At 47.2% G+C, this 250-nt stretch carries 1 pseudogene; it reads left to right on the plus strand.

Annotation, left to right across the window (positions count from 1 at the left end):
* Nucleotides 1–126 (plus strand): annotated as a pseudogene (locus EVX52_RS25195) (IS3 family transposase); the annotation flags it as partial.
* Nucleotides 127–250 lie beyond the last annotated feature (124 nt).

A 250-nucleotide genomic window follows, 5' to 3' on the forward strand; every position in this document is an offset into this window, starting at 1 on the left:
GCTCAGCGTCCGGCTGCTGATGCACATTTATCAGGGCGTATTACTGAGCTGGCGCTTGAACGCAGACGTTTTGGTTATCGGCGTATCTGGCAGTTGCTGCGTAGGGAGGGCCTTCACGTCAATCACATGCTGTAATCTTAATACGATCCCAGTCTGTGATATCTGAGGTGATTGCCATGAAAACTTTCGTTGGACTTGATGTTTCCCAGAAGAAAACAAGCATCTGCGTTATAGACCATAACGGTAATAA

The sequence above is a fragment of the Rahnella sp. CFA14(1/10) genome, assembly GCF_004195095.1.
GTDB lineage: Bacteria > Pseudomonadota > Gammaproteobacteria > Enterobacterales > Enterobacteriaceae > Rahnella > Rahnella perminowiae.